At 67.3% G+C, this 21,010-nt stretch carries 21 protein-coding genes; 12 read left to right on the plus strand and 9 right to left on the minus strand.

Annotated features, from left to right (window positions below; genetic code table 11):
* Nucleotides 1–97 precede the first annotated feature (97 nt).
* Nucleotides 98–1,120: an amino acid ABC transporter substrate-binding protein gene (locus tag LN047_RS14360; protein WP_373979341.1), complete on the minus strand. Its 1,023-nt coding sequence runs from the start codon at nucleotides 1,118–1,120 to the stop codon at nucleotides 98–100.
* Nucleotides 1,121–1,288: 168 nt separating this feature from the next.
* On the opposite strand from LN047_RS14360, the gene LN047_RS14365 reads away from it, so the two are divergent.
* Together LN047_RS14365 and LN047_RS14370 are read left to right on the plus strand one after the other, a co-directional pair.
* Entirely contained in the window at nucleotides 1,289–2,428 is a 1,140-nt protein-coding gene (locus LN047_RS14365; protein WP_373979343.1) for an aminotransferase class V-fold PLP-dependent enzyme, read from the plus strand.
* 36 nt (nucleotides 2,429–2,464) lie between these two features.
* The gene (locus tag LN047_RS14370) at nucleotides 2,465–3,760 is read left to right on the plus strand and encodes an O-acetylhomoserine aminocarboxypropyltransferase/cysteine synthase family protein (RefSeq protein WP_373979344.1); all 1,296 of its coding nucleotides are present in this window, start codon (nucleotides 2,465–2,467) and stop codon (nucleotides 3,758–3,760) included.
* A gap of 29 nt (nucleotides 3,761–3,789) precedes the next feature.
* Here LN047_RS14370 and LN047_RS14375 read toward each other — a convergent pair whose 3' ends face one another.
* On the minus strand, nucleotides 3,790–4,251 hold the full coding sequence (locus tag LN047_RS14375) for a surface-adhesin E family protein (protein ID WP_373979345.1): 462 nt from the start codon (nucleotides 4,249–4,251) through the stop codon (nucleotides 3,790–3,792).
* 148 nt (nucleotides 4,252–4,399) lie between these two features.
* Between LN047_RS14375 and LN047_RS14380 the strand changes: the two genes are divergently transcribed.
* The gene (locus LN047_RS14380) at nucleotides 4,400–5,818 is read left to right on the plus strand and encodes a hypothetical protein (protein ID WP_373979346.1); all 1,419 of its coding nucleotides are present in this window, start codon (nucleotides 4,400–4,402) and stop codon (nucleotides 5,816–5,818) included.
* 27 nt (nucleotides 5,819–5,845) lie between these two features.
* Here LN047_RS14380 and LN047_RS14385 read toward each other — a convergent pair whose 3' ends face one another.
* On the minus strand, nucleotides 5,846–6,535 hold the full coding sequence (locus LN047_RS14385) for a GntR family transcriptional regulator (protein WP_142055024.1): 690 nt from the start codon (nucleotides 6,533–6,535) through the stop codon (nucleotides 5,846–5,848).
* 139 nt (nucleotides 6,536–6,674) lie between these two features.
* Here LN047_RS14385 and araD point away from each other — a divergent pair, with 139 nt between their 5' ends.
* The 4 genes from araD (at nucleotide 6,675) to LN047_RS14405 (ending at nucleotide 11,165) form a co-directional block, all read left to right on the plus strand.
* On the plus strand, nucleotides 6,675–8,408 hold the full coding sequence (araD, locus tag LN047_RS14390) for an L-arabinonate dehydratase (protein WP_373979347.1): 1,734 nt from the start codon (nucleotides 6,675–6,677) through the stop codon (nucleotides 8,406–8,408).
* Nucleotides 8,409–8,459: 51 nt separating this feature from the next.
* The gene (locus LN047_RS14395) at nucleotides 8,460–9,170 is read left to right on the plus strand and encodes a ribonuclease activity regulator RraA (RefSeq protein WP_062841452.1); all 711 of its coding nucleotides are present in this window, start codon (nucleotides 8,460–8,462) and stop codon (nucleotides 9,168–9,170) included.
* Nucleotides 9,171–9,235: 65 nt separating this feature from the next.
* On the plus strand, nucleotides 9,236–10,225 hold the full coding sequence (locus tag LN047_RS14400) for a tripartite tricarboxylate transporter substrate binding protein (protein ID WP_223575795.1): 990 nt from the start codon (nucleotides 9,236–9,238) through the stop codon (nucleotides 10,223–10,225).
* Between the two features lie 127 nt (nucleotides 10,226–10,352).
* Nucleotides 10,353–11,165: a class I SAM-dependent methyltransferase gene (locus tag LN047_RS14405; protein WP_373979348.1), complete on the plus strand. Its 813-nt coding sequence runs from the start codon at nucleotides 10,353–10,355 to the stop codon at nucleotides 11,163–11,165.
* Between the two features lie 15 nt (nucleotides 11,166–11,180).
* Here LN047_RS14405 and LN047_RS14410 read toward each other — a convergent pair whose 3' ends face one another.
* Together LN047_RS14410 and LN047_RS14415 are read right to left on the minus strand one after the other, a co-directional pair.
* Complete coding sequence (locus LN047_RS14410) at nucleotides 11,181–11,786, minus strand: TetR/AcrR family transcriptional regulator (protein ID WP_373979349.1); 606 nt, start codon at nucleotides 11,784–11,786, stop codon at nucleotides 11,181–11,183.
* 23 nt (nucleotides 11,787–11,809) lie between these two features.
* On the minus strand, nucleotides 11,810–12,406 hold the full coding sequence (locus tag LN047_RS14415) for an NAD(P)H-dependent oxidoreductase (protein WP_373979350.1): 597 nt from the start codon (nucleotides 12,404–12,406) through the stop codon (nucleotides 11,810–11,812).
* 170 nt (nucleotides 12,407–12,576) lie between these two features.
* On the opposite strand from LN047_RS14415, the gene LN047_RS14420 reads away from it, so the two are divergent.
* Entirely contained in the window at nucleotides 12,577–13,530 is a 954-nt protein-coding gene (locus tag LN047_RS14420) for a cation diffusion facilitator family transporter (RefSeq protein WP_373979351.1), read from the plus strand.
* A gap of 30 nt (nucleotides 13,531–13,560) precedes the next feature.
* Here the strand turns inward: LN047_RS14420 and LN047_RS14425 are convergent, their stop codons facing one another.
* From LN047_RS14425 to LN047_RS14435, 3 genes are read right to left on the minus strand one after another with little or no spacing between them, the layout of a single operon-like run.
* Complete coding sequence (locus LN047_RS14425) at nucleotides 13,561–13,902, minus strand: hypothetical protein (protein WP_373979352.1); 342 nt, start codon at nucleotides 13,900–13,902, stop codon at nucleotides 13,561–13,563.
* 2 nt (nucleotides 13,903–13,904) lie between these two features.
* A complete protein-coding gene (locus LN047_RS14430; RefSeq protein WP_373979353.1) occupies nucleotides 13,905–16,439 on the minus strand; it encodes a cbb3-type cytochrome c oxidase subunit I in 2,535 nt (844 codons plus the stop codon).
* A complete protein-coding gene (locus LN047_RS14435; RefSeq protein WP_373979354.1) occupies nucleotides 16,436–17,392 on the minus strand; it encodes a c-type cytochrome in 957 nt (318 codons plus the stop codon). The genes LN047_RS14430 and LN047_RS14435 overlap by 4 nt, the downstream gene beginning before the upstream one ends.
* A 192-nt stretch (nucleotides 17,393–17,584) precedes the next feature.
* Here LN047_RS14435 and LN047_RS14440 point away from each other — a divergent pair, with 192 nt between their 5' ends.
* The 4 genes from LN047_RS14440 to LN047_RS14455 all read left to right on the plus strand — a co-directional run bounded on the left by LN047_RS14440 (nucleotide 17,585) and on the right by LN047_RS14455 (nucleotide 19,416).
* A complete protein-coding gene (locus LN047_RS14440; RefSeq protein WP_373979355.1) occupies nucleotides 17,585–18,013 on the plus strand; it encodes a cytochrome c family protein in 429 nt (142 codons plus the stop codon).
* Complete coding sequence (locus LN047_RS14445) at nucleotides 18,010–18,858, plus strand: c-type cytochrome (protein WP_373979356.1); 849 nt, start codon at nucleotides 18,010–18,012, stop codon at nucleotides 18,856–18,858. The genes LN047_RS14440 and LN047_RS14445 overlap by 4 nt, the downstream gene beginning before the upstream one ends.
* A gap of 103 nt (nucleotides 18,859–18,961) precedes the next feature.
* Nucleotides 18,962–19,222, plus strand: a complete 261-nt coding sequence (locus LN047_RS14450) for a hypothetical protein (protein ID WP_373979357.1) — start codon at nucleotides 18,962–18,964, stop codon at nucleotides 19,220–19,222.
* A complete protein-coding gene (locus tag LN047_RS14455) occupies nucleotides 19,219–19,416 on the plus strand; it encodes a hypothetical protein (RefSeq protein ID WP_338615404.1) in 198 nt (65 codons plus the stop codon). Before LN047_RS14450 ends, LN047_RS14455 begins: the two co-directional genes overlap by 4 nt.
* Nucleotides 19,417–19,486: 70 nt before the next feature.
* Here the strand turns inward: LN047_RS14455 and LN047_RS14460 are convergent, their stop codons facing one another.
* Nucleotides 19,487–21,010, minus strand: coding sequence for a PepSY domain-containing protein (locus LN047_RS14460; RefSeq protein WP_373979358.1), 1,524 nt, complete (start codon nucleotides 21,008–21,010; stop codon nucleotides 19,487–19,489).

A 21,010-nucleotide genomic window follows, 5' to 3' on the forward strand; every position in this document is an offset into this window, starting at 1 on the left:
CGCCCGCGAATCATCATGAAGTGCGCATCAAGCGATGTGCATCATGCGATATGCATCACGCAATGTGCATCGCGCGACACGCATCAAGCGACACTCGTCACTGGAACGGCGGCGAATACAGCAGGCCGCCCTTGTTCCACTGCGCATTCAGGCCACGCTCCAGCTTGAGCGGCGTGGCAGCGCCCAGGTTGCGGTCCCACACCTGGCCATAATTGCCCACGGCCTTGATGGCGTTTCGTGCCCAGGTTTCGTCCAGGCCGAAGCTCTTGCCAATGCCGGGGTCCGCGCCCAGCAGCCGCCTCACCTGCGCGTTGCTGCTTTGCGCCTGGCTGTCGGCGTTCTGGGCGGTGATGCCCAGCTCCTCGGCGGCGACCAGCGCGTTGACCGTCCAGCGCACGATGGCGGCCCAGTTCGGGTCGTCCTGGCGTACGAAGGGGCCGAGCGGCGACTTGTTGATGCGCTCGGGCAGGATGACGAAGTCGTCCGGCTGGCTGGCGCGCGCCGCACGGCTGGCGGCCAGCGTGGACGCATCCGACAGGTAGACGTCGCAGCGTCCTGCATAGAAGGCCTGTTCAAGCTCGACCAGGTTTTCGATCACCACGGGGCGATAGGTGAGCTTGTTCTTCTTGAAGTAGTCGACCAGGTTCTGTTCGTTCACCGTGCCGGGCTGCACGCAAACTTGCGCGCCTTCCAGTTCGGTGGCGCTCTTGACGCCCAATTTACGCGGCACCAAAAAGCCCTGTCCGTCGTAGAACACGATGCCGGCGGACACGATGCCCAGCCCGGCGTCGCGGCCCGAGGTGATCGTGGTGTTGCGGTTCAGCACGTCGATCTCGCCGGACTGCAGGGCCGGAAAGCGCTGCTGCGAACTCAGCGGCACGAAGCGAGTCTTTTCCGGATCGCCCAGCACGGCGGCCGCCAGCGCGCGGCACAGGTCCGCGTCAAGACCGGTCCAGCGGCCTTGCTTGTCCGCGATCGACAAGCCTGCCGAGCCCTGGCTGACGCCGCAGACCAATTCACCGCGCTTCTTGATGGTGTCCACCGTGCCGGCTTGCGATGTGCCCGCAAGCGTCATCGCGGCGGCCACGCCCGCGGCCTTGAATAGATGAATCAAACGCATGCTGTTCCCAAGGTTGTTGTGTGCAAGAGAGGCACGAATTCTATGGGCGGGGCGCGGCTTGCCGAGCGACTTAATACGCATATCAATATGAAAACTAAGCCTTATCCGAATGCGCGCCAGATACCTAGAATGCCCGCATGCCGGGTGGTCCGGCGACGAAGGTTGCGCATGGCTTGGCAGGACGAATTCAGACAGTGGTTTCCCATCACGCGCGACAAGGCATACGCCAACATTGCCTACACCAGCCCGTTGTCGCCGCGGGTGTCGGACGCGGTGGCTGGCTTCTTTGACAGCATCACGCATGCGCGCAGCGACAAGCCGCAATGGCTGCGCGATGCCGACGCGTTGCGGGTGCGGCTGGCGCGGCTGATCGGCGGCGACGCGCGTCGTCTGGCGTTCACCAAGAACACCACCGAGGGCTTGAACACGGTCGCGCAAGGACTGGCCTGGCAGGAAGGCGACAACCTCATCGTCGACGACCAGGAGCATCCGTCGAACGCCTTGCCATGGCTGAATCTGCGCCGGCGCGGCGTGCAGGTGCGTGTGGCGCAGGCGCGCGCGCATCGTTTTACGGTGGATGACCTGTGGCAGCACGTTGACGCCCGCACGCGTTTGATCGCGGTGTCCTGGGTGCAGTACGGCACCGGACTGCGGACCGACATCCTGGAGCTGGGACGCCGCTGCGCCGAGCGCGGCATCTGGCTGGTGGTCGACGGCATCCAGGGTGCGGGCCTGCTGCGCGCCCAGGTGGACGACTGGCACGTCGATGCGTTTGCGTGCGGCGCGCACAAGGGCATGTTGGGACCGCTGGGGGTGGGGCTGCTGCACGTGTCGCCGGGGCTGCTGGCTGCGTTGAATCCGCATTACGTCGGCCCGTCCGGCGTGACCACGCTGGATAAGTCCGGCCTGCAATGGCAGGTGGCGGTGTCTGACGCGGCGGATGCCCGCCGGCTGGAAACGGGCAACCTGAACTATCCCGGCCTTGCTGGCTGGGCGGGCGCGCTGGACCTTATCGAACAGGCGCGGCCCGAGCGCATCGAACCCTGGGTGCTGGCGCTGTCGCAGGCTTTGAGCGATGGACTGCGGAGTCTGGGCGCGCAGGTGGTGTCGCCGCCGGGCGACGAGGTGCGCAGCACCACCACGGCGCTGCGCGTCGCCAACCCCGCCGCGGCGCTTGCGCACCTGGCGCAGGCAGGTGTCGTGGCGAGCATCGTGGAGTATGGTTATGTGCGCCTGTCTGTCGGCGCTTACAACAACCATGAAGACATCGAACGCATTCTGCGCGCCGCGCGCGCGTTTGCCGCCTGATCTGAATTTTCAAACACGCATTTACCGGAGAGACTGATGACTGAAGCGAAGAAGCCCAACTGGCGCCTGGAAACCGTGGCTGTCCACGGCGGCTACCGGCCTGATCCGACCACGCGCGCGGTGGCCGTGCCCATCTACCAGACGGTGGCCTACGCGTTCGACGACACGCAGCACGGCGCGGACCTCTTCGACCTGAAGGTCGCGGGCAACATCTACACCCGCATCATGAATCCGACCACCGACGTGCTGGAGCAGCGCGTGGCGGCCCTGGAAGGCGGCATCGCCGCGCTGGCGCTGGCCTCGGGCCAGGCCGCCGTCACCTACGCGATCCTGACCATTGCCGAAGCCGGCGACAACATCGTGTCGTCCAGCACGCTGTATGGCGGCACCTACAACCTGTTTGCGCACACGCTGCCGCAGTACGGCATCAGCACGCGCTTTGCCGATCCGTCCGACCTGGCCGCCTTCGAGGCGCAGATCGACGACCGCACCAAGGCCATCTTCGCGGAATCGGTCGGCAACCCGCTGGGCAACATCACCGACATCGCCGCGCTGGCCGAGTTGGCGCATCGCCACGGCCTGCCGCTGATTGTCGACAACACCGTGCCGTCGCCGTACCTGCTGCGTCCCATCGAGCATGGCGCCGACATCGTGGTGCAGTCGCTGACCAAGTATCTGGGCGGACACGGCACCAGCCTGGGTGGCGCCATCATCGACTCGGGCAAGTTTCCGTGGTCCGAGCACAAGGCGCGCTTCAAGCGTCTGAACGAGCCGGATGTGAGCTACCACGGGGTCGTGTACACCGAGGCCTTCGGACCGGCTGCGTACATCGGACGCGCCCGGGTGGTGCCGCTGCGCAACACGGGCGCCGCGATCTCGCCGTTCAACTCGTTCCAGATCCTGCAGGGGATCGAGACCCTGGCCCTGCGGGTGGACCGCATCGTGGAGAACGCGGTCAAGGTCGCCAGCTACCTGCGTGAGCATTCGAAGGTGGAATGGGTGAACTACGCGGGCCTGCCGGACCATCCCGACCATGCGCTCGCCAAGAAGTACCTGGGCGGCAAGGTGCCGGGGCTGTTCACGTTTGGCGTGAAGGGTGGCCGCGAGGCCGGCGCGCGTTTCCAGGATGCGTTGCAGCTGTTCACGCGCCTGGTCAACATTGGCGATTCCAAGTCGCTGGCGACGCATCCGGCGTCCACCACGCACCGTCAGCTCAATGCCGAGGAACTGAAAAAGGCCGGCGTGCGCGAGGAAACCGTGCGCCTGTCCATCGGGATCGAGCACATCGACGACCTGATCGCCGACCTGGATCAGGCGCTGGCGCAGGTCTGACCCCGGGCGGCGTCGACGGGAAAAGCGCGCTATTTCCGCGCGCTTTTTCCGTTGGCCGCGCAGACCAGGTCGCGCAGCCGGCGCTGCACCGGGTCGCGCGTGACGGGAGCATTGCGGATGCCCGCCACCGGAATCGATTCGACGATCGCCCCGGTGGCGTCGTTGCCTGCGTGGTGCAAGACCTGGGTGACCGTATACGTGTTGGCGCTGCAGTTCATGGTCACCGGCTGGGTGACCGAGCCGTAGGGCTGCCCGTTGGCCTCGGAAATCCGGGGCTGGGCGTAGAACCAGGCCACGGTCACTGCCCGGACAGCCGGATTCTCCGACACGGCTCGGATCGAATGGCTGTCGTAGAACACGCCCGGCATCGCCTGCGGGTCGACCGGCACCCAGGCCGGATCGTTGGCGGCGGCGCCGTGCGCGATCGGGCAGCCGCTTGCCGCGACAAACAGGGCCAGGGCGAATAGGGCAGAGGGAGGCCTTGCGGTCATGGGCGGTTCCGTGGTGTCGGGGCAGGGGCGCGCGTCCGGCAAGACGTGAGCATGCGTTACGCCAGTATAGAGAACCGGGCGCAACGCGCTATAGTTTCGTCCGTTCGATAAATGGCTGGCGGCGCGGGGGGCTGGCATTATGCCCAGCATGCCTGGACCCAAGACCATCAGACTCGTGGCCGCCGGCCTTGCGGTCATCACCGCCGCCGTGCTGGCCCGGGGCATCTATCAGATCATCCCAATGGGCGATCCGCTGCCGCGCAGCGAGTTCGTGGGAGAGCTGAACGGGCCCGCGCTGGCTTCATACTCGCGGGTTGCCATCCAGCGTTTCGGCGAGCGCCAATTGCTGACCGGCCAACTTCTGGTCACCGCCAAGGACATCGAGGGCCTGGCGCAGGCGCCCGTGTTGGATACGCAGGTTCCGGCCCTGAAGGAACGCCTGCAGAAGCAGCGGATCCGGCTGGCGCAGGCCGGCGCGATCACCACCCTGGCGCACGGCCAGGGCGATCTGGCCCTGACCATGCTGCAGACCGGCCGCACCACCACCGATGCCCGCAACCTCATTTATGGGGGCCACGGCACGGGGGTGTTCGAGCTGCTGGGCTCCATCAGCGGCGATACCGGCGTGACCCTGATTGGCGCGCCGGGCGGCCAGCCGCTGTACCTCATCACCAGCACGCTGCGCAGTTCGGGCGAAGGCGATCAGCCGCCCGCCTGGGACACGCTGCGTTCGGACGACCTGGGCGCGACCTGGACCTATGATCCCGACGTGACGCTGGGCGTGCCGCAGCAGCACACCGCCTTTCTGACCGACCGGCTGGCGATTGCGCTGGAGCACCACGAGACCGGCGTGCGCCTGCTCTATAGCTGCGACGGCGCCAAGCGTTGGGCGGCGACCCGGCTCAAGGAACAGGTCTGGCCGGATTCGGCCGCCTTCGAACGCAGGTTTGCCGAGACGGCGGAGCGGGACCGCAAGGCCTACGGCGTCGAGCAGCTTGGCTATGGCTGGTCGTTGTACCCGCTGGACGAGACGCGCGCGGTGGGCTGGAGCTGGCGCACGCGGGTGCGTCCCGAAGGCCAGGAGGCGCCCCAACTGATTGAAACGCGGCGCTTCGAGGTGCAATTCCAGGAAGGCGCCTCGCCTGCGTTCCGCATTACCCCGGAGGTGCCCCGAGTTCCGTCGCAGGATGCCCATGCGCTTTTGACGCGTGACCAGCCCGTGTTCGAGACCGAGGGCGACAGCATCTACCAGCTGGACAAGCCGGGGATGGTTTGGGTGAAGCGGTCGCGGTCGCCCAATGTGCGCGGCGCCTCGTCCTGGATCGGGCAGGCGTGGTTCGGCCGCAATGCGTGGGTCATCAAGACCTATGCCGAGCATCTGTTCTCGGGCGCCGACTACACCAAGACCTACTTCTACAGCCGCGACAAGGGCCGCTCCTGGCGGCCGTTCCAGTTGTCGCATGCGCAGGAGCGCGGGCTGCTGGGCCTGGACCAGACGGGCGACGCACTGTTGACGCTTGCCGAGCGCGGCGGCAAGACCGTCATCCAGCGCTATCCGCTGGACTGAGGCGAAACGCGGGTCCCGCGCCGGCGGCTAGTCGGCCACCACGTACTCGGGATAGCGCTTGCAGATTTCCGCGACCTGGCTGAGCGTGCCGGACAGGTGCTCGCGCAGCACCTGCTGCGCCCGCGCCGGGTCCTGCGCGGCGATGGCATCCAGCAGGCGCTGATGATCGTCCAGGATGCGTTCGGCCTTGCCGGTTTCGGGCAGATGCAGCCGGCGCAACCGGTCCAGATGGCCGCTGTAGCGCTGCGCCATCTCCCACAGGCTGGCCACACCCGCGGCTTCGTGCATATCGCGGTGAAATGCCTGGTCCGCGTTGATGAACTGCTGGTATTGCCCGCTGGCATGGGCGGCGCGCTGCAGATCGATGGAGGACTGCAGGCGCTGGAGCAGCAGCGGGTCGGCCCGCTGGGCAAGCAGGTGGACGATTTCCAGCTCCAGCGAGCGGCGCAGGAAATGCGCCTGGCGCGCGGCGGCGATGTCGATCCGGCTGACCACCGTGGTGTGCTGCGGATAGATTTCGACCAGCGCTTCCTCGGCCAAGCGCATGAGCGCGTCGCGGATGGGCGTCTGGCTCAGTCCGTAGCAGTCCGCCAGCGTGACGCGCGACAGCGGCGCGCCGGGCGCGAGCTCCAGCGAGATGATCTGGCGCCGCAGGTGGTCGAAAACCTGGGGCGCCGCGTGGCGGGAGCGATCCAGTCTGAGCTTTTGGCTTTGCATCAGGTAAGCGTGTCCGGGTCCCGCGTGGGGAAAGGCTGATAACGAATGTCGCAGTGTAGCGGGTATTCACCTAGCTGACGCACTAATGTATTAGTGTTTAAATGCTTTCACCCCGACTTCCGCATCCCTCGCATCTCCCATGAAACGCACCTACGAAAGCTTGCGCAGCGCCGCCTGGATGGCCAAGGACGACCTGCGTTCATTCGGCCACCGCTCCCGCATGATGCAGATGGGCTACGGCCCGGACGATTGGGCCGGACGCCCGGTCATTGCCATCATCAACACCTGGTCCGACTTGAATCCCTGTCACAGCCATTTCAAGCAGCGCGTCGAAGACGTCAAGCGCGGCGTGTTCCAGGCGGGCGGCTTTCCGGTGGAACTGCCCGCCATTTCGGTGTCCGAATCCTTCGTCAAGCCCACTACCATGCTGTACCGCAACTTCCTGGCGATGGAGACCGAGGAGCTGCTGCGCAGCCACCCTGTGGACGGCGCGGTGCTGATGGGCGGCTGCGACAAGACGACGCCGGGCCTCATCATGGGCGCCATCAGCGCCGGACTGCCATGCGTCTACGTGCCCGCGGGCCCCATGCTGCGCGGCAATTGGAAGGGCAAGATCCTGGGGTCCGGATCGGATGCCTGGAAGCTCTGGGACGAACGCCGCGCCGGCAAGATCACGCAGGAGCAATGGACGGAAGTGGAAGGCGGCATTGCCCGCAGCTACGGCACCTGCATGACGATGGGCACGGCCAGCACCATGACCGCCATCGCCGAAGCCATCGGCATGACGCTGCCTGGCGCCTCGTCGATCCCGGCGGCGGACGTGAACCACATGCGCATGTCGGCCGAATGCGGCCGGCGCGTGGTCGAGATGGTCTGGGACGACCTGACGCCGCAGCGCATCCTGAGCGTGGCCTCGTTCAAGAACGCCATCAACGTCGCCATGGCGATGGGCTGTTCCACCAATGCGATCGTTCACCTGGTCGCCATGTCGCGCCGCGCGGGCTGCGCGGTGGGGCTGGACGACTTCGATGCGGCCAGCCGCAAGGTGCCGGTCATCGCCAACATCCGGCCCAGTGGCGACACCTACCTGATGGAAGATTTCTACTACGCGGGCGGGCTGCCCGCGCTGATGACCCGGCTGCAGGATGATCACCTGGACCTGTCGGCCATGACGGTCACGGGCAAGACGCTGGGCGAAAACATCGCGGGCGCCGAGGTCTACAACGACGACGTGATCCGCAAGCTGGACGAGGCGATCTACGACGAGGGCGCGCTGGCCGTGCTGCGGGGCAACATCGCGCCGGACGGCTGCGTCATCAAGCCCAGCGCGTGCGCGCCGCAATACCTGCGCCACACGGGCCCGGCGCTGGTGTTTGACGACTACCCCAGCATGAAGGCCGCCGTCGAGGACGAAAACCTGGACGTGACCGCGGACCACATCATGATCCTGCGCAATGCCGGCCCGCAGGGCGGTCCCGGCATGCCGGAATGGGGCATGCTGCCCATCCCGACGAAGCTGGTCAAGCAGGGCGTGCGCGACATGCTGCGCCTGTCCGATGCGCGCATGAGCGGCACCAGCTACGGCGCCTGCATCCTGCATGTCGCGCCCGAAAGCTACATCGGCGGCCCGTTGGCGTTGGTGAAGACGGGCGACACGATCACCGTGGATGTGCCCGCCCGCAGCATCAACCTGAACATCAGCGACGAGGAACTGGCCGCGCGCCGCGCCGCCTGGACGCCGCCGCCCAAGCGCTACGAGCGCGGCTACGGCTGGATGTACTCCCGGCACATCCTGCAGGCCAACGACGGCTGCGACTTCGATTTTCTGGAAGCGGAATTCGGCGCGCCCGTGCCCGAGCCCGCGATCTTCTGATTCCCTTCCCCCCAACATCCGCCCCATACTCCCGGAGCCATCGTGTCCCAAATGAATCCCGAAACCCGCGCCAGGTTGGCCGGCGTCAGCACCGCCACGCTGTGCACGGCGCTCTTCAAGCGCGGCCTGCGCAATCAGTTCATCCAGGACGTGCGGCCGCTGAACGCCAATCTGCCCAACATGGTGGGCCCGGCCTTCACGCTGCGCTACATCCCGGCCCGCGAGGACCTGAACACCATCAAGGTCTTCGAGGATCGCGCGCATCCGCAGCGCGCCGCGGTCGAGACCTGCCCGGAAGGCGCGGTCTTCGTCATCGACAGCCGCAAGGACGCGCGCGCCGCGTCCGCGGGCTCCATCCTGGTCACCCGGCTGATGAAGCGCGGCGTGGCGGGCGTGGTGACGGACGGGGGCTTTCGCGACTCGCCCGAAATCGCCGAGATGGGTTTTCCCGCCTATCACCAGCGCCCGTCGGCGCCCACCAATCTGACCTTGCACCAGGCGCTGGACATCAACGCGCCCATCGGCTGCGGCGACGTGGCGGTGTGGCCGGGCGATATCGTCGTGGGCGACCGCGAGGGCGTGGTGGTCATCCCTGCGCACCTGGCCGACGAGATCGCCATCGAGGCCGTGGAAATGACGGCCTTCGAGGACTTCGTGACCAGTCAGGTGCAAGGCGGCGCCTCCATTCTTGGCCTGTATCCCCCGACCGACCCGGGCACCAAGGACAAGTTCGCCGCCTGGCGCAAAGAACAAGGCCGCTGAGCCTTGCCGCCGGCACTGCCGGCACCCCCATACGCATACCTATAAAACAAGGCAGGAGACACATGATGAACACGCAACGACGCGGCGCGCTTGCCGCGCTACTGGCCGGCGCCGTCCTTGGCACGCTGGCCTTGCCCGCCAGCGCCGCCGACTGGCCCACGCAAAAGCCGATTTCCTACGTCGTCCCGTTTACCGTGGGCGGCTCGACCGACGTGGTCGGCCGGGTGCTGGCGCAGAAGCTGGGCGACCGCCTGCATCAGAACGTCATCGTCGAGAACAAGCCGGGCGCCGCGGGCGGCATCGGCGCCACCTACGTGGCCAAGGCGCCGCCCGACGGCTACACCCTGTTCGGCGGCACGATCAGCACGCACGCCATCAATGCCAGCCTCTACAAGAACCTGAAGTACGACCCGGTCAAGGACTTCGAGCCGGTGTCGCTGATCGCGTTCCTGCCCAACGTGTTGCTGGTGGATCCGAACCTGGGCGTCAATTCGGTGGCCGACCTGATCGCGCTGCTCAAACGCGACCCCACCAAACGCACGTTCGCGTCCTCGGGGGCGGGCACCTCGACGCACCTGGCCGGCGAGCTCTTTTCCGGCATGATCGGCGTGCCCCTCACGCACGTGCCTTACAAGGGCACGCCGCCCGCGATGGTGGACGTATCGTCCGGCGCGGTGACCTTCATGTTCGACCAGATGACGGCGGCGCTGCCGCTCCTGCAGACCGGCAAGCTCAAGCTGCTGGCCGTTACCACCAAGGACCGCATTGCGCTCGCGCCCGAGGTGCCGACCATGCAGGAAGCGGGCGTGCCCGGCTTCCAGATGGCGTCCTGGCAGGCGGTCTACGCGCCCAAGGGCACGCCCAAACCCATCCTGGACAAGCTGGCCGCCGAGATCGCCCTGATCCTGAAAGAGCCCGACGTGCAGGAAAAGCTGGGCAAGACCATGGGCATGGAGCTGGTGGGCAGCACGCCCGATCAGCTGCGCGACCTGATGGCGACCGAGATTCCACGCTGGGCGGAAGTCGTGAAGAAGTCGGGCGCGTCGGTGGAGTGAGGCGGCGCGGCTAGTGTGGGCGAGGCGGGTCGGCGCTAAGCTGGGGGCTGTGGACGTCTGTGCGTCCTTGCCCGACTCGCCTCGTGTTGATGTCGGGCATCGGCAACGCCGTTAAAGGAGCCGCATCGTGGCCGACTTCGACAAGGTGTTCGCGGGATCGATTCCGGCGCTTTACGACACGCTCATGGTGCCGCTGATCTTCCAGGGTTACGCCGACCACATGGCGGCGCTGGTCGCGGGGTTTGCGCCTCAGGACGTGCTGGAGACCGCGGCAGGCAGCGGGGCAGTGACGCGGGCGCTTGCGCCTCTGCTGGACCCCGGGGCGCGTTATGTGGCGACCGACCTGAATCAACCGATGCTCGATTACGCGGCCGCCCGGCAGGGTGCTGGTTGCGCGGTGCAATGGCGCTGGGCGGATGCGCTGGATCTGCCGTTCGACTGCGCGTCGTTTGACGTGGTGTGCTGCCAGTTCGGCGTCATGTTCTTCTCGGACCGGGCCGCGGGCTTTGCCGAAGCGCGCCGGGTGCTGAAGTCCGGGGGGCGCTTCGTCTTCAGCGTGTGGGACCGCATCGAGGAAAATGACTTCGCCGATGACGTGACGCGCGCGATGGCGGCCGTGTTTCCGCAGGACCCGCCACGCTTTCTGGCGCGCACGCCGCACGGCTACCACGACGTGGAAAAGATCCGCGACGACCTTCGCCGCGCAGGCTTTGACGATATTCGGATGGACACCCGTGCGGACGTCAGCCGCGCGGCGGGGCCATTGGAGGCGGCCACCGCCTACTGCCAGGGCACGCCGCTGCGCAATGAGATCGAAGCGCGCGACGCGGGCCTCATGCAGCTGGCCACGGAACGGGCGGCCGAGGCGTTGGCCGACCGCTACGGCGCGGGCCCGATCACGGGCCGGATCCAGGCGCACGTGATCGTCGCGACAAAGTAAGGCCGGATCGGGACGCTAGCTGGCGGGAGCGCGTTTGACCAGGTCCACGATGATCCGGAACAACTCGGCTCGCGCGGCTTCCTGGGTGATTTCGCCCGCAACGGCAGCTTGCGAGAGCGCGTCGGCCGCGCCGAGCATGCCCCACATGCCGGCCAGGGACACGCCTTGCCGGCCGGCGAACGGGGCGAGGATGGCCTGGCATTTCGTGATGAAGGCGTGCTGACACTGCCGTTTGACGGCGGCCAGTTCCGGCGAGCCGTTCAGCGCCGCGAGCACCCCGGGAATCTCGCGTCCTTGCACCGACACGCATTCCACATACTGCGTGGCGATGGCGTCTGCCTTGCCGGCGAGAGTCGGCGTGCTGGCGGCGATGGCGCTGTCGATGATCGCGGTCTGGCGCAGGTCGAAATCCTGGTACAGCGCCGCCAGCAACCCGTTGCGGGTGCCGAAGTGGTCGTAGACGACCGGCTTTGAGATGCCCGCTTTCTCGGCAAGCCGGCCCAGGGTCAGGGCGTCCGTGCCTTCGTCGCGGATCAGCGCCCAGGACACCTCGATGAGCTGGCGTTGCCGCGCGTCCTTGGACAGCCGGCGGCGGGGGGGAGGGGCAGGGTGGGACGTCATCAGGGCGGCTGTCGAGGTCGGTTTCAGGGTTGCGGGGCAAAGATGCGTTGGCCGATGGCCCGGGCGGTGGCCAGGTGCGCTTTGGGATAGCCGGCGTCGGACGCCACCAGCAAGTCGGATGTTGCCACGCGCGCGCCGCAATAGCCGAAGATTCCGTGATCGATCTGGGTCTTCATCGCGCCGAAGTAGCCGTGACGGGCATAGGTGCGCATATCCGCGCCGCCGCTGGCGATCAGGTGCACCTGCAGGCGTTGCAGCCGTTTGATGACCTTGCCGTCGGGATTGGCATCGTAGGCCCAGCCGTTGGTGAACACGCGGTCGATCCATCCCTTGAGCAGCGCGGGAAACGACCACCAATGCACGGGATACACCAGCATCAGCGCGTCGGCCCGATCGATGCGCGCGTGTTCGGCGGCAACGTCGGCGGGCGGGTTGGATGGGGTCAGGTGCAGGGCGGCGTCGGCTTGGGAGAACCGGGGATCGAAGCCTTCGGCTGCCAGATCCGCAAGCTCGAACGAATGTTCGGGCCCGGCGTCCGCAACGCCTTGGGCGACATGATCGGCAATGGCGTGCGTGAGGGACGCGGGGTCCGGATGGGCAACGACGATGAGGGCGTGCATGGGGAAAGTCCTGGTCGCAAGGAAGTAACCTACCAATCGTAACCTACGTTAAGTAGGTTGTGGCAGAAGACCTTCGCGGCCTAGGGGGTATCCCATCATGGCGTCGTTGTCTCCCTAATCGGGGGCAATACGGTTATCGTGAGCGCCACGGCAGTCCCCTCGGAGGAACCATGACCTCAGGCACGGCATTGTTCGACCTGCGCACGGAGCAGGGCGTGTTGCGGATCTCGATTGCGGTCACGCTTTGCATCGCCGTCATCGGCATCGGTTTCGGGGTGGCTTCCGGTTCGTTCTCCATCGTGTTCGACGGCGTTTATTCGCTGGTGGACGCCAGCATGAGCGCGCTGTCGTTGGTGGTGGTGCGGCTGATCACGTCGTACGCCACGGCCCGCGGGCTGCCGCGCAAGCTTCGCGAACGCTTCACGATGGGCTTCTGGCATCTGGAGCCCATGGTGCTGGCGCTGAACGGGATACTGCTTAGCGGGGTGGCCGTCTACGCCCTCATCAACGCGGTGAGCAGTCTGCTCAAGGGAGGCCGCGAGCTGGAGTTCGGCCTGGCGCTGATCTATGCCGTGCTGACCCTGACCGCCTGTGTGGCGATTGCGCTGGCCGAGGCGCGCGCCAATCGCCGGATCCGCTCGGCATTCCTGCACATGGACTTGAAGGGCTGGATCATGTCGGCCAGCATCACGGCCGCGCTGCTGGTGGCCTTTTGCATCGGATACGGCGTGCAGGGCACCCGGTGGGAGTGGATTTCGCCCTACATCGACCCGGCCGTGCTGGCGGTCGTGTGCGCGGTGATCATCCCTTTGCCGCTGTCGGTCATCCGCCAGGCGTTGTCCGAGATGCTGCTGGTCACGCCTGCCGACCTGAAACAGCACGTGGACACGGTGGCCCAGGCGTTCGTGGAACGCTATCGCTTCGCGTCCTATCGCGCGTATGTCGCCAAGGTGGGGCGTTCGCAGGAAATTGAACTGTATTTCATCGTACCGCCCGATATGCCCGCGCGCACGGTCGCGGCATGGGACAGCCTGCGCGACGAGATCGGCAACGCGCTGGGCGCCGACAGCCCGGATCGCTGGTTGACGGTGGTGTTTACCGGCGACCCGGAATGGGCGGAATAGCGTTGCCGCAGGGGCGACCGGCGCGCCTTTCTACTGGCATGCCGGCAGCAGGAAAACCGGCAGCGTTTCCCACACGACCGCCACCGCGGACAGGCCGCATAGCGTGGCGGCAAGCCAGGCGTGAAACGGCGGTGCGTTCCGGGCCCGCACCCGCGCCCGCTGGCGCCAGGCAGCCACCGCCATCGCCGCCAACGCCGCGGCGCTGCCCGCAACGATGATCCATGACGAGATGGGCAGGCCCAACCACAACCCGGTCAACACTGACCGAGCACAGGCCAGCGCGTTCACGATGTAGATGGAGAGGAAGTGCGCCAGCCATATCAGCGGGCCGGCGATGAGGTACAGCAGTTCGACCGAAAAGCGCGTTTTCATGGTCATCCCGTCAGCCGCGTAAAGGCGTGCAGCAGCGCCAATGCGATGAGCCCTTGCGCCACGGCGTACAGCAACATCGCCTGTGTGGCGTCGAGCGCGGCGCGGCGCGTGGGGCGCAGCCGCCCCGCGATCGACCGCGCCACGGTAAAGGCGGCCATCACCACAGCCAGGCCGCCAAAAAACGCCTGCAGGCCCGCGACCGCGTAGGTGGCTGCGGTGTAGGCGCTGGCCTGCGGCCGAAGTCCGGCCTGCCAATGCGTGACCAGATCCAGCGCCGGCGCGGCGGCCAGCAACAGCGCGGCCCCGGCCACGCAGCCGCGCAGCGCCGTTTGGCGGTTCTGCGTCATCATCCGCCCGGCGGCCAGGGCAAGGGCGGCGGCCGCAAGCAGCATCATGGCCGACAGCATTGGCCGGACCGGTGAGGGCAAGTCGCCGGAATCGGGCCAGGCCTGCGGGTTCGTGGTCCACAGGAACAGGTAGCTGAACATCAACGAGCCGAAGATGCTGGTGCAGACAATCAGCAGCAGCACCATCGCCCACGACGCGTGCGACGCGCTGCCCGAGCACATCATGGGCAGCCGCAGGCCGCCGCCAATGTCCACCGGCGGGTGGTCGGGGCCGGTGTCCGCGTCCCACAGCCAGCGCCATAGCGAGACAATGGCCAGCACGCCAAACGCCGCCGCCAGCGGCAGCAGCTTGAAGGTCAGCAGCAGGAAGAAGCCGGCCGTGCCCACGGCTGCCAGCAGGGGCGACCACGCGGGGCCGGGCAGCGGCAGCACATAGTCGGGCCGGGCCTCCAGGGCGCCGGTCACGAGCGTGGTTCGCAGGCCGGCGGGTGCGTTGGGCAGATAATGCTGGCCGTCGTCCACCTGCTGCGCCAGGCCCGGTTGGTCCCAGAGCGGCTCGCGGCTGGTTACCGCAGGCACGCTGCGCAGCCCGTAACTGCCGCTGGGCAGCCATTCCAAGGTGCCCGCGCGCCAGACGTTGCCCGCGTTGTTGTCGATGGTAGGCCGGAAATTGCGCGCCAGGTCGATCAGGAACACCAGCACACCCGCGGCGATCAGGTATGCGCCCACGGTCGAGAGCAGGTTGAGCGGGCCAAGCCCCTGGCTTTCCGCATAGGTGTACACCCGGCGCGGCATGCCGGCCAGGCCGGTGAAGTGCATCGGGAAGAAGGCCACGTTAAAGCCCACGAACATCAGCCAGAAACCCCAGCGGCCCAGCCGCTCGGACAGGGGCCGCTTGCTGATGAACGGTGTCCAGTAATAGAAGGCCGCGAACAGCGGAAACACCATGCCGCCGAACAGCACGTAATGCAGATGCGCCACGACGAAGTAGGTGTCGTGCGCCTGCAGGTCGAACGGGATCACGGCGACCATGACGCCGGTCAGGCCGCCGATGACGAACACGAAGAAGAACCCCAGGATGTACAGCATCGGCGTCTTGAGCGGCCTTAACCGAACCGCCGCGGCAAGGGTCGCGATCCAGGCGAATATCTGTATCGCGGTCGGCACCGACACCGCCATGCTCGCGGCCGACGCGAAGCTGAGCGACAACTGCGGGATCCCGGTGGCGAACATATGGTGCACCCACAGGCCAAAGCTCAGGAACCCCGTCGAGATGACCGCCAGCACCACCAGCCTGTAGCCCACCAGCGGCGCGCCCGTCATTGCGGGAATCATCATCGACACCATGCCGGCGGCGGGCAGGAAGATGATGTAGACCTCGGGGTGGCCAAAAAACCAGAACAGATGCTGCCAGAGCAGCGGGTCGCCGCCGCGTCCGGTGATGAAGAACGGCATGTCGAAGGCGCGTTCCAGTTCGAGCAGCGTGGTGGCGACGATCACGGCCGGAAAGGCGACGATCACCATGCCGCAGAACACCAGCATGACCCAGGCGAACACAGGAATCTTGTCCAGCGTCATGCCCGGGGCGCGCGTGCGCAGGATGCCCACGGCAAGCTCGATCGCGCCGGCGATGGCGGAGATCTCGATGAAGCCAATGCCCAGCAGCCACAGGTCGGCGTTCATGGCGGGCGAGTATTGCGCGCTGGTCAGCGGCGGGTACATGAACCAGCCGCCATCGGGCGCCAGCCCCACGAAGATGCTGCAGAAGAAAACCAGTCCGCCAATGGCATAGGCCCAGTAAGCGTAGGCCGACAACCTGGGAAACGGCAGGTCGCGCGCGCCCAGCATGTTGGGCAGCAGCAGCACAGCCACTGCTTCCACCGCAGGCACCGCGAAGAGAAACATCATCACCGTGCCGTGCATGGTGAAAAGCTGGTTGTATAGCGCGTGACCGATCAGGTTGCTGTCGGGCGCGGCCAGCTGCGTGCGCATCATCAGCGCCAACACGCCCGCCAGGATGAAGAAGAGCAACGCGGTGCCGATGTACAGCAGGCCAATGGACGTGTTGTTGACGACCGTCAGCGACCGCCATACCGTTGGCCGCTTCCAGGCGCGCTCTAGCTGCGCGAATTCGTCCGCTGGCCGCGGCAGTGGGTTGGGAAGCGGGGGCGGGGTGGTCGGGGGCGTCACTTCAGGCTTTCCAGGTAGCGGGCCACGGCGCGCAGGTCCTCGCCCGGCCATCGGTCAAAGGACGGCATCGCATTGCCGGGCTTGATCTGCTGGCTGCCGGCGATCCAGCCGCCCATCGCGCCCACGTTGTTGGGCAGGATGCCGGCCGCCAGGGTAGGCCGGCTGCCTACGTGGGTGAGGTCCGGTCCCAGCATTGCGCCAGCCGTCGTGCCGCGCACGGTGTGGCATTGCGCGCAGGCCTGGATGAATAGCCGCTCGCCTTGCCGCAGCGCCGGTTCGGCGGCCCGGGCAGGCTGGCGTTGCGCCTGCACCCACGCGTCGAACGCCGCGGCGTCCACCGCCTGCACGTCGAACCGCATCTGGGCGTGCTGTGCGCCGCAATACTCGGCGCAATGGCCGCGAAACGTGCCGGGCGTGCGCGCCAGCGCGCGCATCGTGTTCACGCGGCCCGGGATCATGTCGAGCTTCCCGCCCAGCTCAGGGATCCAGAAGCTGTGGATCACGTTGCCCGACTTGAGCAGGAATTGCACCGGCTTGCCGGTCGGAATGCGGATCTCGTTAGCCGTCTCGAAGAGCAGCCCGCCTTGCGCGTCCAGGTAGCGCACGCGCCACCACCACAGCTCACCCGTCACCTCGATGCGCGCGGCATACGTCGCTTCGCGTGCCGCGGTCGGTGATGGCGTCAACACGTAGACCAGCAACGCGGTCAGCGCCACGACCGGAAACACGATGCCCGCGCCCACGATAAGGGCGGGCCGCGAAAGCCTGTGGCGCAGCGGCGCCGGGCCAAACATCGACACCGCGATCAGTGCGGCCACCCCCACGAAGATCGCCGTCGCGCCCACGTAGAGCACCCAGCCGATGTCGGCGATCCGAGCGGCGTCTTCGCCGCTGGGCTGCGCCCTTGCGGCGGTCGGCAATCCGGCGATCAGGATGAGAAGGAGTTTCGCCATGTTCTTGTGGTGGATGATCCCCCGCCGCGAGCCGGCAGACCGGCGCGGCAGTGGCCCGGTGGGTGGATACCGCCGGCCCCGCGATGGGCGGGGTCAGCACTTTCCATTCCCGGGTGCGCACGCGGGCACTGGGCACGCGGTTTGCTGGCGGGTGCGCGTTTAGCGTGGTTCCGCGCGAATCAGGAGACCGCCTTGCGCCGGATTGCCCGACCCAACCGCCTCTTGCCCGCGTTGCTGGCGAGTCTTGCGCTGGTCGCCTGTCAGGATGGGCAGGCACCGCTCTTTTCCCCGGGTGCTGCGGACGGGCTGCTGGGCGGGGCCGACGCCGACCGGGGGCGGCAGCTGATCGCCGAACGCGGCTGCACGGCCTGTCATACGGTACCGGGCGTCAGCGGCCCGGCGACTCGGGTTGGCCCGCCGCTGGGCGACATGGCGCGGCAGGCTTACATTGCCGGGCTGTTGCCCAATACGCCCCAGAACATGGTGCGCTGGCTGATGGACCCGCCTGCCATCAATCCCCGGACGGCCATGCCCGACACCGGCCTGCGCGAGGTCGACGCTGAAGCGATCGCGGCGTATCTGCTGCGAGATGCCGGCCGCGGCAATACGAGGGCGCCATGAAGCGTTGGAAGCAAACCGTCTCACTGACGCTTGCGGGCGCTGCCGCCGTTGCGGGCGTGCTGGGTGGCGCGGTGGTGTATTTCGGCGCGTACGACGTGACCGCCACGTCGCCGCACACCACGCCGGTGCACCATCTACTGGACGTCGCGCTGACGCGTGCCGTCAAGATGCGATCAGCGGACATCACGGCGCCCGATCTGGACGTGCCCGCGCGCATCCAGAATGGTTCGCGCCTTTATCGCGCCAATTGCGCCCAGTGCCACGGCGGGCCCGGCGTGGCGCCGCAACCGTACGCGCTGGGCTTGAATCCCGCGCCCGCCGCGCTCGTGGCCTCTGCACGCACCCGTACCGCGGCAGAGATCTTCTGGCTGACGCGCCAAGGCATCAAGATGACCGGCATGCCGGCGTGGCAGTACCGGCTGACCGACGACGAGATCTGGGACGTGGTGGCATTCCTGCGCGTCTTGCCCGCGATGTCCGCCCAGGACTACCAGCGGGACGGCGTCGCACAAGCGGCCGCCGCGCCGCGTGCATCGGCGCAGCCCCCGGTCCGGGAGGCAGACGCCATGGCGGGCCGCATCGCGATTCAGCAGTACCTTTGCGTCACGTGCCACGCGATTCCGGGCGTGCCGGGGGCATGGAACTACGTGGGACCGGCGCTGGACCAGATGGGCGAGCGGGCGTATATCGCGGGTGTCCTGCCCAACACACCTGAAAACATGGAGCGCTGGTTGCGCGACCCCGCCGCCGTCAAGCCCGGCACGGCGATGCCCGACCTCGGGGTCAGCGAACAGGATGCCCTAGACATTGCCGCGTTTCTACGCACGTTGCCCGGCCGGCCTTGAGCGGCTGGCCGGGGGCGGGCTGCTCGCGCAGACCATCGCCGCATGCCGGTCAGGAACAGCACTTGCTCGCCCGTTCACTACCCTTGATGCACAGGAGCCGTCCATGACGCAATCCAAATCCGGCAGCGCGCGTGAATCCATTCCGGGCCAGCCCGATGTCAACGCGGGCGCGCTGCGCCCGTCCGGTCCCGCCACCCCCCCGGAACGCGTGCCCGATATCGACCATCCGCCGAGCGCGCGCAGCCACGACCAGCCGGGCTTCGATCAGGCCGTTGCCCAGGAGGAAGCCGAGGCGCGCAGCGGGGCGCCGACCGGCGGGAGCGGCAATCGACCCGCGCCCAGCGGCGAAGAGGAATCGCAATGATCGTCGAAGTCTTTCAACGCGCGGATGGCCAGTGGGGCTTCCGGGGCATTGCGTTGCTGGGCGTCCAGGAGAATGCGGGCGCTTATCCGACGCGCGATGCCGCCGCAGCCGCGGCGCGTGCCGCATATCCGGGCGAGACGATTTCCGAGGTCGACGCGTCGATGGACACCCCGCCGCAGCCGCATTCGGATTGACGCACGGCGCGTCAACATGGCCCGTCTGCCCGCATCGCTTGCACATGGCCTGCCGGGTCGGGCCGTAAGGTCAGCGCGCGCCGCTCCCACGGACCGTGTTTCTCAGCCGCCGCACGCCCAGCACGGTGCCGGTGGCGCAGATGGCCAGGCCGCCCACGCTCAATAGAATGATTGCCAGGTCGCGGCCCACGCCGGCATGCAACAAGGCGGGCGTGTCCCAGCTGTGCAGGAAGTAAAAGAGCCAGCGTCCGGCGCGCTGCGCGCGCGACAGGCTGAGCACGGGTTCGCCGGTGCGCAGGTCCACGTAGACGCGATCCCCCGCTGCGTTATCGAAGTCCAATTGCAGCACGGGCAGGCCACGCGGCGCACCGCCGTTCATGGCTTCGGCGTGGCGGGCGTAGTAGTACGCATCGTAGTGGTCAAGCACCTGCGCCTGCATTGCCGCGTCGGGAAACAGCGCGCGGGCGGCATCGATGACGGCTTGCGGCTGCCAGTCCGTCTGCACGATGAGCGCGTTGTCCTGCCGGCGGATGATCCGGCTGTCAGCCGATGCGTCGCGCGCCAGCACGTAGGGGTGTCCGGCCATCCACCGCCATTCGAGCTGGACAGCTTGAAATCCCGCGTCATGCAGCGCTTGCAGCACCGGCAACGGCGCTAGGCCGGCCGTGCCTCCCGCGGTGCCTACCGCCGTGCCTACCGCTGTGCCTGCCTGCACGCCCGTCATGGCTTGCCTGTCGGGCCCTGCGTGGGGCGCGGAGAAAATTCCGCCGGGATTCATCGACATGAGGCCGCTGAAGATCCATGTGCACACGAACGCGCTGAAGGCGAGGCCCGCGATGTGGTGCCAGCGCATCCAGGCCTCGCGGTACGGCGTGCGTGCGCCGGACTTGTAGCGCCCGCGAAAACGCCAGCGCCACACGCCGACCACCGCGCCGCTGATCGCCAGCACGGTGCACAGGGCGGACAGCACGATCACTGTCCAGCTCCAGACCGGATCCACGGACCGGTCGCGCGCCATGTACAGCCAATGCAGCCACGCGCCCACGTAGTTCCAGCGTTGCTGCGCAAGGGGCGCGTCCAGGACGACTTCGCCCGTCGCCGAAGAGACATACAGCGTGCCGGCCGCGTCCCCCGACATGCTTACCTTATGCAGCGGTCGATGGCGGTCCAGCCCGCGCGAATGCGTCCAGCGGTCCTCGTCGATGAGGCCCGCATGGCGCGCGGCGCCCGCCGGCCAGAACGCGCGGGCGGCGGCCACCGCCATGTCCGCCGTCACCGTCCCGTCAGGTTTGCCTGTCGACGCGGACCATGCGCGCGGACCATCCGGGGTCGGCAGGATGAACGTCGCCTCGCCACGCACCGACGTCAGCACGGCGCTCCCGGGCGCGGCCTGCGCCGCGTCGGGCATACGGTATGCGTCGACTGCCAGCACGGGCAGGCTGGCGAAACGTTCTTCAGGCGTGAGCTTCGGGTAGCCGACATACAGCATGACAATCCCGCTGAGAAACCACCCAAACATCAGCAAGCAGCCGGCCACGCCCAGCCAGCGGTGAGCCAGGTAGGTCAGCCTGCGCAGGCGCGCCTTGGCGTCCAT

The sequence above is a fragment of the Achromobacter sp. JD417 genome, from assembly GCF_041879325.1.
Classification (GTDB): Bacteria; Pseudomonadota; Gammaproteobacteria; order Burkholderiales; family Burkholderiaceae_B; genus Achromobacter; species Achromobacter mucicolens.

Coding starts and splice junctions, on each gene's coding strand:
- LN047_RS14360 (WP_373979341.1), bottom strand. CDS start 1,120: ATGCGTTTGATTCATCTATTCAAGGCCGCGGGCGTGGCCGCCGCGATG.
- LN047_RS14365 (WP_373979343.1), top strand. CDS start 1,289: ATGGCTTGGCAGGACGAATTCAGACAGTGGTTTCCCATCACGCGCGAC.
- LN047_RS14370 (WP_373979344.1), top strand. CDS start 2,465: ATGACTGAAGCGAAGAAGCCCAACTGGCGCCTGGAAACCGTGGCTGTC.
- LN047_RS14375 (WP_373979345.1), bottom strand. CDS start 4,251: ATGACCGCAAGGCCTCCCTCTGCCCTATTCGCCCTGGCCCTGTTTGTC.
- LN047_RS14380 (WP_373979346.1), top strand. CDS start 4,400: ATGCCTGGACCCAAGACCATCAGACTCGTGGCCGCCGGCCTTGCGGTC.
- LN047_RS14385 (WP_142055024.1), bottom strand. CDS start 6,535: ATGCAAAGCCAAAAGCTCAGACTGGATCGCTCCCGCCACGCGGCGCCC.
- araD (WP_373979347.1), top strand. CDS start 6,675: ATGAAACGCACCTACGAAAGCTTGCGCAGCGCCGCCTGGATGGCCAAG.
- LN047_RS14395 (WP_062841452.1), top strand. CDS start 8,460: ATGAATCCCGAAACCCGCGCCAGGTTGGCCGGCGTCAGCACCGCCACG.
- LN047_RS14400 (WP_223575795.1), top strand. CDS start 9,236: ATGAACACGCAACGACGCGGCGCGCTTGCCGCGCTACTGGCCGGCGCC.
- LN047_RS14410 (WP_373979349.1), bottom strand. CDS start 11,786: ATGACGTCCCACCCTGCCCCTCCCCCCCGCCGCCGGCTGTCCAAGGAC.
- LN047_RS14415 (WP_373979350.1), bottom strand. CDS start 12,406: ATGCACGCCCTCATCGTCGTTGCCCATCCGGACCCCGCGTCCCTCACG.
- LN047_RS14420 (WP_373979351.1), top strand. CDS start 12,577: ATGACCTCAGGCACGGCATTGTTCGACCTGCGCACGGAGCAGGGCGTG.
- LN047_RS14425 (WP_373979352.1), bottom strand. CDS start 13,902: ATGAAAACGCGCTTTTCGGTCGAACTGCTGTACCTCATCGCCGGCCCG.
- LN047_RS14435 (WP_373979354.1), bottom strand. CDS start 17,392: ATGGCGAAACTCCTTCTCATCCTGATCGCCGGATTGCCGACCGCCGCA.
- LN047_RS14445 (WP_373979356.1), top strand. CDS start 18,010: ATGAAGCGTTGGAAGCAAACCGTCTCACTGACGCTTGCGGGCGCTGCC.
- LN047_RS14450 (WP_373979357.1), top strand. CDS start 18,962: ATGACGCAATCCAAATCCGGCAGCGCGCGTGAATCCATTCCGGGCCAG.
- LN047_RS14455 (WP_338615404.1), top strand. CDS start 19,219: ATGATCGTCGAAGTCTTTCAACGCGCGGATGGCCAGTGGGGCTTCCGG.
- LN047_RS14460 (WP_373979358.1), bottom strand. CDS start 21,010: ATGGACGCCAAGGCGCGCCTGCGCAGGCTGACCTACCTGGCTCACCGC.